The organism is Nocardia bovistercoris (assembly GCF_015674855.1).
Lineage (GTDB): Bacteria > Actinomycetota > Actinomycetes > Mycobacteriales > Mycobacteriaceae > Nocardia > Nocardia bovistercoris.
Window position 1 is genome coordinate 25,690 of the sequence record NZ_JADMLG010000010.1, and the last position, 8,335, is coordinate 34,024.

The following is an 8,335-nucleotide window of genomic DNA, read 5'->3' on the forward strand; positions in this document are numbered from 1 at the left end:
ACGGTTGTTATTTCGCTTGTTCCGGTGTCATGTCGTTCGGCTATCCGCGCTGCGTTCCGAGGCCGCGCGGGTCCGCGGCGTACTCGTGTCGCCGCGGCTCGGGTGGCTCGCGGCTATGACCGATCGGAACCCCGGGCAGGTAATGTCCCGCCGGGACAATAGTCGTACCATGAGGTCATGGTCGGCGAGGTCGATGTGGACGGTCGCAGGCTGCGCGCGCGCCGCAGTCACGAGGCCATGTCGCGCGCGGCGTTCGAACTGCTCGCCGAACACGGACTCGGCGCGCTGAGCGTCGAAGGCGTCGCCGAACGCGCCGGTGTCACCCGGCGAACCTTCAGCAGGCACTTCGGCTCCCTCGAAGAAGCCGTGCTCGGCGCGGTCGACCAGGACGTGCACCTGTTCAACGACGCCCTGCTGCGCCGCCCGCTCGCCGAATCCCCGCTGGTCGCCTTTCGCGCCGCCGTGCACGACTGGCTCGACGACGCCTACGGCGCCGATCGTGCCGCCCGGCTCGCGCACCGGTGGGAGCTGTTCCGCCGGATCGAGGGCGAGCCCGCGCTCTCGGCGGAGTATCAGCGGATCAGAATCGACGGTCAGCGCGAATCGGAGCGCATCGTCGCGGCCCGCCTCGGGGTCGACCCGGCCGTCGATCCGAGGCCTGCCGCGGCCGTCGCCGCCGGATCCGGCATGTTGCTCGCCGCCTCGCGGGCATGGGCCGAGGGCGAGGATCCCGCGGCGCTGCCGCGCCTCGTCGAACGCTTCTTCGCGGCGCTGGACGAACTGGTAGCCGCGCGAAAGTACGAGGAGTCGATGTCATGACCATCGGAAGGGCCCGCGTCGTGCGCCGCGCCTGCCGCCGCGTCGGCCTGGATCGCAATCCGCTGCGGCGGCGCGAGGACCGTTGGCAAACCGCGATCGGCGCGCTGCTCGCGCTGTGTGTCGTGGTCAGCGTGCCGCTGGTCGTCCTCGGCGTCGGTGTGCCGATCCACGCGGCCCAGACGCGCGCTCTGCACGCCGAATACGCGCGCCTGCACCGGGTCGATGCCACCGTGACCGAGGTGGGCAAGACGCCGCTCTACGCTCCGGTCACCCCGGTGACGGTGTCGTGGACCGGAGCCGACGGCCTGCCGCGCACCGCCACATATCACAGCGCCATCGTGGTGAAAGTCGGTGCCACACTGCCGATCTGGCTCGACGGCGCCGATCGCGTCACCGAACCGCCCTCCGCCACGAGACCGGTCGGCCGGGCCGTGCTCGTCAGCGCCGCCGTGCTCTGCGCCGTGCTGATCGGTTGCGCCGGAAGCTATCTCGCTGCGCGCCTGGCGCTGAACCGGCGCCGTTCAGTGCTCTGGGAATCCGAGTGGGAACGCGCCGGGCTCACCTGGGGCGCACACGGCGCGAGCTGAGATCGGTTGCGTCGCAGAAGGAGTGCGGCGTGCCCGGCGAGCGAGGGTAGGGACTCGCTCGCCGGGCACGCCGCGGCGCCGGGCCACCGCGCGGCGACGCGGGCCGGGCACGCACCGAGAGTAGGGGATCCGCTACCAATCGGGCCCGGAGCCGGGACCGATTCGTAGGATGCGTACAGAATAGTCCGGTCGCGGTGTGAGCGAACACAATACAACCGCGAAAACCGCTCAGACCGGCATGAGGCTGTGCTTGCGCGGGTTGTGCTTGCGCACCGCGTCCTTGTCGCGCAGCAAACGCAGCGCCTTGCGGATCTCGAGGCGGGTCCGCGACGGTTCGATCACCGCGTCCACGTAGCCGCGCTCGGCGGCGATCCACGGCGTGGCCAGCGTCGCGTTGTAGAAGTCGATCATCTGCTGACGCAGCGCCGGACGATCCTGCGGCTGCGCGGCCTCGAGCTGCCTGCGGCCAACGATGCCGACCATGCTCTCCGCGCCCATCACCGCGATCCGCGCGGTCGGCCAGGCCAGGCTGATGTCGGCGCCGAGCTGCTTGCAGCCCATCACCGCGTAGCCGCCGCCGTACGCCTTGCGGGTCACCACCGTCACCACCGGCACGGTGGCCTCGATGACCGCGCGGAAGAACCGGCCGCCACGCTTGATGACCCCGGCGCGCTCCTCCTCGACGCCGGGCAGCACGCCGGGTGTGTCCACCACGAAGATCAGCGGCAGGCCGAAGGCGTCGCACAGCCGGATGAAATGCGTCGCCTTGTCCGAGCACTTGGCGTCGAGCGCGCCGCCGAGCACCTGCGGCTGATTGGCGACGACCCCGACGCTGCGGCCGTCGACCCGCGCGAAACCGGTGATCAGGTTGCGCGCGGTCGCCTCGCCGATCTCGTGGAAGGCGCCGTCGTCGAAGATCCGCAACAGGATCTCGTGCATGTCGTAGCCGACCTTGTCCGAATCCGGGATGATCGCGTCGAGCTCCAGATCGCTCGCGGTGACCTCGGGTTCGAGTCCAGGATTGACCACCGGCGGCTGTTCCAGGCAGCTCGAGGGCAGATAACCCAGGTAGGAACGCACCCAGTCGAAGGCGGCGCGCTCGTCGGCGGCGACGTGGTGGATGGTGCCGATCTCGGCCTGCACGGCCGCGCCGCCGAGTTCCTCGGCGCTGACGCTGTGACCGGTGACCGCCTTGATGACCTCGGGGCCGGTGACGAACATGTAGGACTTCTCGGTCGCGACGAGCACATCCATGTTGACCGGGCCGTAGACCGAGCCCGCCGCGCATTTGCCGAGCATCACCGCGACCATCGGGACGTAGCCGGACAGGTCCTCCTGGCGGCGGCACATGAGCGCGTACCAGGCCAGCGAGGTCACCGCGTCCTGGATGCGGGCGCCGCCGGAATCGTTGATCGCGACCACCGGGCAGGCATTGTCCTGGGCGAATTCCATGGCCGCGGCGACCTTGCGCCCGAACATCTCGCCCACCGACCCGCCGTGCACGGTCTGGTCGTGGGCGATCACGACGACCGGCCTGCCGTCGACGTATCCGCGTCCGGTAACCACGCCGTCGCCGTACATCGCGTTCTTTCCGCCGGGCTGGCGCATCAGTGCGCCCATTTCGACGAAGGTCCCCGGATCGAGCAGCATTCGAACGCGCTCGCGAGCGCTGGGAATACCCTTGCTCTTGCGTTTCGCGATACCGGTCTCGCCTGCGGGTTCTCGGGCGAGCTCCAGGATGTCCCGGAGTTCCTCCAGCTTTTCGCGCGTGCCGCTCATATGTGTCGTGCTGTCCTTCGAACTAGGTGTCGCCGCCCCCGGCGCCGGTGCTGCCGTGCTCGGGGTGCGGCGCTCGATGTTAGCCCTGATGAGGCGCTTGGTATAGCCGATCGGCCGATCCGGTGGGCCGGGCACGGCGATGTCGCACGTTCTCTCGGTGCATGACCGTATCGTGCGGGCGATGCCGACGTTGTGCGCGGTACCGGCGCGGTGTGGGTCCGGTGGTGACAACGACAGACTTTTCACCCCGCGGCGCGGGAGGTTCTACCGTGACTGTGCGCGGCGCCGGAAATTGCGCGGCCGGCGCCGCGCACTTCCGGGGGAGTCTCGCTTTCGCACTTCGTGTATCCGAATCGTGATCGGCGTGTCGTTGGCTGCGCAGTTGCCGATTCGGGAACACGAAATCCATTGTCGGAGTGCTGCGGACCCGGCACGTCCGGACCAATGACGGCGAACGCCCGTGATCGTCTTGTGATTTCGCCCAATGGGAAATCCGAACCCTCAGGAGATGCCAAGTTCAGGTCTGCGCGTCTGTAATTCGCATCGACTCGTGGCTAGCCTTCGATAGTCATGGTGGGTATAGAGATCGGGTCGGATACCACGACCCTGACGAGCAGGCTCGTCGATCACTTGGCCTATCGTCCGCGTGGCGCGGCGCCGGGTGATCTCACAACCGTCACGCGGCACTGCCTCGCGGCCGCGGTGCGCAGCTCCCTCGGCCCCTCCGCTCCGCCGGGCGCGCAGCCCTCCGAGATCGCGGGCTCGGCGGCACGATGGGCGCGCGAAGGAGTGGCGCTCGAGACCGTGCTCGGCGCCTATCACGACGGCATCCGCGCCGGCCTCGAATTCCTCGCGACCGCCGCCGAGAACAACGACTCCGAACAGGTGGTCGCTGGCGCCCGGTTGATCGTGCGTGCACTCGAGATGGTGACGCTCGCGGCCTCGACGGCCTACGTCGAGGAGCATCGTGTGGTCGCCAAGGAGCATCAGACCGCGGCGCAGACCCTGGTGTCGGCGCTGCTGGCCGGACACGGCGTCGGGCGGATGGCACGCCAGACCGGTATCACGGTGGCCCCGGTCTACCAGGTGATCGCGTTGTCCATACCGCCGCATCCCGATGAATCGAGGCCGGGCGCGGGACTCTCGGCCGCGCGCTACAAACTGCGCAGGGTGCAGGCCGCGCTGGCCTATCCGCTGGGTTCGCGGGCGCTGTCGCTGCTGTCCAGCGGCGGCGGCACGGTGCTGGTGCCCATCGACGACGAGGCGGGCGCGCTGACCCCGCTCGCGATGACCTCCGAGGTGCTGGAACTGGTGAGCGCCGCCGCCGAGGTGCCGCTCATCGCGACCATGGTCGCCGGCCGGACCAAACACATCCCCGAACTGGCCGCCCGCGCGCACGAGTTCCTGCACCGGTTGCGCGTCGAGGGGCGGGCGCCTGGCCTGTACGCGGTCCCCGAGCCGGAGGAGCTCCCCGCACCCGAGGTCGAGCCCGCGCCGCGCCGCGACCGAGCGAGACGGTGAGCCGCGTGGGGGCCGTCGAATCGCTCACATTCCCCGCCGCGCGCGATTCCGTGTCATGTCGAATTGACCGGCGAGCGCGGCAAATCGGGCCGAATCGTTGTGAAAGGTCCTGAACGTCGTCATCCGCGCTGTGATTCGCCCAGCAAATGGGTAACCTCCGTCCTGTAATGGAGTGGCTCTTCTACTGTCTGGATACCCGGTCCTGACGGGTGTCGGAGGAGCCCTAGAAGGTGATGAGCAAACGAGTACCGATCGCCGCTGCCGCGATGGCCGCGGTCGCGGCGACCACATTGTGCATCGGCGGTCGTTCCATGGCGGAACCGCCCGCGGCGGAGCCGCCCAATCCGATGGCGCCGTCAACGCCGCCGCCCCCGGTCGATCCGAAGATGACCCGAACGGGACTGCTGAGCAGCGAGACCATCGCGCCGCAGCACGAGCGACTGCGTATCGCCTCCGCGGCCATGCGCCGCGTCGTCGAGGTCGACGTGCTGCGCGGTGCCGGTGACGGCCCGCGCCCCACCCTCTACCTGCTCGACGGCGTCGACGGCGAGCCGACCTCGGGATGGCTCACCAAGGGCAACGCGGCCCGATTCTTCGCCGACAAGCCGGTGGACGTGGTGCTGACCGCTGGCGGCACCGGCAGCATGTACAGCGACTGGGATCGCCACGACGCCGCGCTCGGCCTGAACCGGTGGGAGACCTTCCTCACCGACGAACTGCCCCCGATCGTGGAATCGCTGCTGAAATCCAACGGCGCGCGCGCCATCGCGGGCGTATCGATGGGCGCGCAGGCGGCCATGATGCTGACCCAGCGCCATCCGGGGCTGTACCGCGCGGTGGCGGGCATGAGCGGCTGCTATTCGACCGCCGACCCGCTCGGCCAGGCGATCACCACCATCACCGTGGCCTCGCGCGGCGGCAACGTGAACAACCTGTGGGGTCCGCCCACCTCGCCGGAATGGGCCGAACACGACACCGTGCTCGGCGCGGACAAGTTGCGGGGGACCGCGGTCTACCTGTCGGCGGCCTCGGGCGCGCCGACGCACGCCGATCTCTCCGCGGTGGCCCGAGCCACCGACGTCATGGCCGCCCTCGGCCTCGTCGGCGGCGGCGCGGCGCTCGAGGCGGGCGCGCGCTCCTGCACCGAACGCTTCGCGGCCCGGCTCGCCGAACTGCGCATCCCGGTCACCGTCGACTACTCCGACGCGGGCATGCACACCTGGGTCGATTTCGAGGCCCAGCTACCGCGCGCCTGGAACGTGCTCGCCGAGGCGCTCGGGGTGCCGCGCCCGCAGTGACCCGGCCGTCCGCCTGTGAGTGGTCGGGCGCTGCCTATCGACCGAGGCGTGACCGACCAGCGCTCGAAGGCAGGGCACGTGTGGGGTCGGCCACGATGGGCGGTGTGGTGCGTTCATCGTCGTGGCGGTAGTTGCACGTCGACCGAGGCGTGGCTGAACAATGCTCGGTGGCCCGCGTGCGCGGTGAGCGCGACGGTGGCGCGGCGGCGGCCGAGGTCGAGTCCGGTTACGCGACCGCCCATCCGCAGGTGTGCGCCGTCGGGCGCGGGCAGGGTCAGATGGTGGGTGTGGCGTGAGGTCTGGGTGCGGATCCGCCGCACCAGCGCGTCGGGGCCGAAGCGCCGACCGAGATAGGTTGTGGCGTAGGCGAGTTCGATGGTGCTCGGGGCAAGTCCGGTGGCGCAGGCGAGTCGCGCGTAGCCGAGGAGGTCGGTGCGCGGCACCCACACCGACCACGGCGCGATCCGGTCTCCGATCGCGGGCATCGCGCCGTCGGCGCTCGCGAATTCATCGGTGTCCGAACCCGATACGCCGACGGGACGGTCACGGTCGTCGTCCGGGGCGCAGCGGTGGCCGTCGCCGCCGATGCGGGTGAGCAGGGAGGTCGTTCCCGACAGGATCGCCGCGCCGTTGTCGTCGACGAGCGCGGTGCGGATCGCCAGGACGTGGTAGTCGGCGAAGTGCCGGAAGGACTCGATCGCGGCGCGGCAGACCACCAGGTCGCCGTCGACGAGCGGCCTGCGCAGGTCGAGCACCTGGTCGACGTGCAGGATGCGCTCGGCGGTGCCGTCGGGGACGAAGTCGGCGAGCAGCGCGCCGACCGCGCCGGTGCGGACGGTCGCCGCGAAGGAGACGGGCGCGACAGCGCGGCCGGTCGCCGGATCCCGACGCGGGAATTCCCGCACGGTGCGGACGAATTCGGCGATGGTCTCCGCATCGATCGGATGCGGGCCGGTACAGATGCGGCGGCGGTCGACCGCCGCCGTGTCGACGGTGGCCGATCCTGCGGATTCACGCAATTCGCTCTCGATTCGCTGATTCACTCGAATGTGGTTCTGTGCGCGCGGGTTACCGCTGTCGGGCGGGTGCGCGGACCGGGCGGCAAGGCGCGCGTCCGATCGAGGGTGACGGTCGCGACTCCCGTGTCGGCCGAGTCTCGGACGGCCTAGCCATCCGGCTGGCCTGGGCGAGGCGGCGACCCGCGGTGGATCGGCATGGCAACTCCGTCGGTTAGCCACAGGTTGTCTACTAATGGATCAGTCACTCTATGGTGGACCCGTTATCGACTGCGGCCACAACGATTTTCGTAACCTGCTGACTTCTCACCGTGACATACCCGTGCTTTTGGTATTTCGGACGTGTCGGGTCGTGGCGGCTGCCGCTTGCCCCGCTGCGCGGGCGTGCCCCGCGGTCGCGGTCGGATGTCCGATTCCGCGTCCGAAGTCCGGCATCCGACGCTCGTACCGAGGCGCCGCCGAGGTCTTCTCGCCCGCCGGTCCTGGGCGCACGCGGGGCGCGTGTCGCGGGGATGGCTCCGTGCGGCAGACGGGACGTAAAGGACGGAAGTGGATGCCGATTCGAGCCCGGTGGGCGGGGTGCTATACGATCTCGAGTCGCGACACGCGAATGAGGGCGCGTGCCGGTGTACCGGATTCACCACCGAGCTGCCAATTCTGAAAATCAATGAATTCACAGATGTCGTTCGGGAATGGATCCGACTGTTCGCCTTGTTCTGCGGGAGTCTCGACCTTTATCCGGGTCGGTCGGCCGTGGAGAACCGATACGCGATCGTTGCGCCTTCGCGAAATGGTCGGTCGGTAGTTAGCCAGAAAATCGGACATGAGATTCGGGTGCTCGGTCGCAAATATCGGTGAACCCGAAGGGGTGGAGCTGACCGGTTGGTCGGTGGATATTTCGCGCGTCGACATCGGGGTCGACGGTCGCGAGCGGATCTCACCCATCCGCGACACGCCGCGCGGAAATCGCGGCAAAACTGCTAGTCAGACGGTATATACGCCGGTCGACGCCCGGTAGGGATCCGTGCTGAAGCCGGAGTAACGTTGCCGCACACGCGGGCGAACAACATTACGCCAGGCAAACAACTCGGCCCCAGCTCGGTATGACCCGTCTACACTGAGCGGGGAATGCTGCCTGATAGCTGAATGGCGCAGAGCTCGATCGCTTCATCGCATGATTCATGTCCTCGTTTCGCGGTAGTTGGTGGAAGACGTGGTTATGGAGGTGGGTTCGCTATAGCAGACCGTGTCGGCATCGGTTCGATGATCCGCGCACGGGGACACGTCGTATGTGGTACACGGTCGGCGCATTCGT

7 protein-coding genes are annotated in these 8,335 nt (G+C 68.9%); 4 read left to right on the forward strand and 3 right to left on the reverse strand.

Annotated features, from left to right (window positions below):
- The first annotated feature begins 177 nt into the window (after nucleotides 1-177).
- Both IT779_RS23230 and IT779_RS23235 read left to right on the forward strand, forming a co-directional pair.
- Entirely contained in the window at nucleotides 178-819 is a 642-nt protein-coding gene (locus IT779_RS23230) for a TetR/AcrR family transcriptional regulator (protein ID WP_196151513.1), read from the forward strand.
- Nucleotides 816-1,406: an Rv1733c family protein gene (locus tag IT779_RS23235; protein ID WP_196151514.1), complete on the forward strand. Its 591-nt coding sequence runs from the start codon at nucleotides 816-818 to the stop codon at nucleotides 1,404-1,406. The genes IT779_RS23230 and IT779_RS23235 overlap by 4 nt, the downstream gene beginning before the upstream one ends.
- Nucleotides 1,407-1,634: 228 nt before the next feature.
- Here IT779_RS23235 and IT779_RS23240 read toward each other — a convergent pair whose 3' ends face one another.
- On the reverse strand, nucleotides 1,635-3,185 hold the full coding sequence (locus IT779_RS23240; RefSeq protein ID WP_196151515.1) for an acyl-CoA carboxylase subunit beta: 1,551 nt from the start codon (nucleotides 3,183-3,185) through the stop codon (nucleotides 1,635-1,637).
- Nucleotides 3,186-3,755: 570 nt separating this feature from the next.
- On the opposite strand from IT779_RS23240, the gene IT779_RS23245 reads away from it, so the two are divergent.
- The gene (locus IT779_RS23245) at nucleotides 3,756-4,706 is read left to right on the forward strand and encodes a transcriptional regulator (protein ID WP_196151516.1); all 951 of its coding nucleotides are present in this window, start codon (nucleotides 3,756-3,758) and stop codon (nucleotides 4,704-4,706) included.
- Between the two features lie 233 nt (nucleotides 4,707-4,939).
- Nucleotides 4,940-6,004 (forward strand): alpha/beta hydrolase, encoded by a 1,065-nt coding sequence (locus tag IT779_RS23250; RefSeq protein ID WP_196151517.1) that lies wholly within the window; start codon nucleotides 4,940-4,942, stop codon nucleotides 6,002-6,004.
- A 113-nt stretch (nucleotides 6,005-6,117) separates the two neighbouring features.
- Here the strand turns inward: IT779_RS23250 and IT779_RS23255 are convergent, their stop codons facing one another.
- Entirely contained in the window at nucleotides 6,118-7,047 is a 930-nt protein-coding gene (locus IT779_RS23255) for an FAS1-like dehydratase domain-containing protein (protein ID WP_196151518.1), read from the reverse strand.
- Nucleotides 7,048-7,602: 555 nt separating this feature from the next.
- Nucleotides 7,603-7,932 (reverse strand): hypothetical protein, encoded by a 330-nt coding sequence (locus IT779_RS23260; RefSeq protein WP_196151519.1) that lies wholly within the window; start codon nucleotides 7,930-7,932, stop codon nucleotides 7,603-7,605.
- Nucleotides 7,933-8,335 lie beyond the last annotated feature (403 nt).

Excerpts from the sequence above, each read along its gene's own strand:
- IT779_RS23250 (WP_196151517.1), top strand. The coding sequence starts at position 4,940 with ATGAGCAAACGAGTACCGATCGCCGCTGCCGCGATGGCCGCGGTCGCG.
- IT779_RS23260 (WP_196151519.1), bottom strand. The coding sequence starts at position 7,932 with ATGTCGACGCGCGAAATATCCACCGACCAACCGGTCAGCTCCACCCCT.
- IT779_RS23240 (WP_196151515.1), bottom strand. The coding sequence starts at position 3,185 with ATGAGCGGCACGCGCGAAAAGCTGGAGGAACTCCGGGACATCCTGGAG.
- IT779_RS23230 (WP_196151513.1), top strand. The coding sequence starts at position 178 with ATGGTCGGCGAGGTCGATGTGGACGGTCGCAGGCTGCGCGCGCGCCGC.
- IT779_RS23235 (WP_196151514.1), top strand. The coding sequence starts at position 816 with ATGACCATCGGAAGGGCCCGCGTCGTGCGCCGCGCCTGCCGCCGCGTC.
- IT779_RS23245 (WP_196151516.1), top strand. The coding sequence starts at position 3,756 with ATGGTGGGTATAGAGATCGGGTCGGATACCACGACCCTGACGAGCAGG.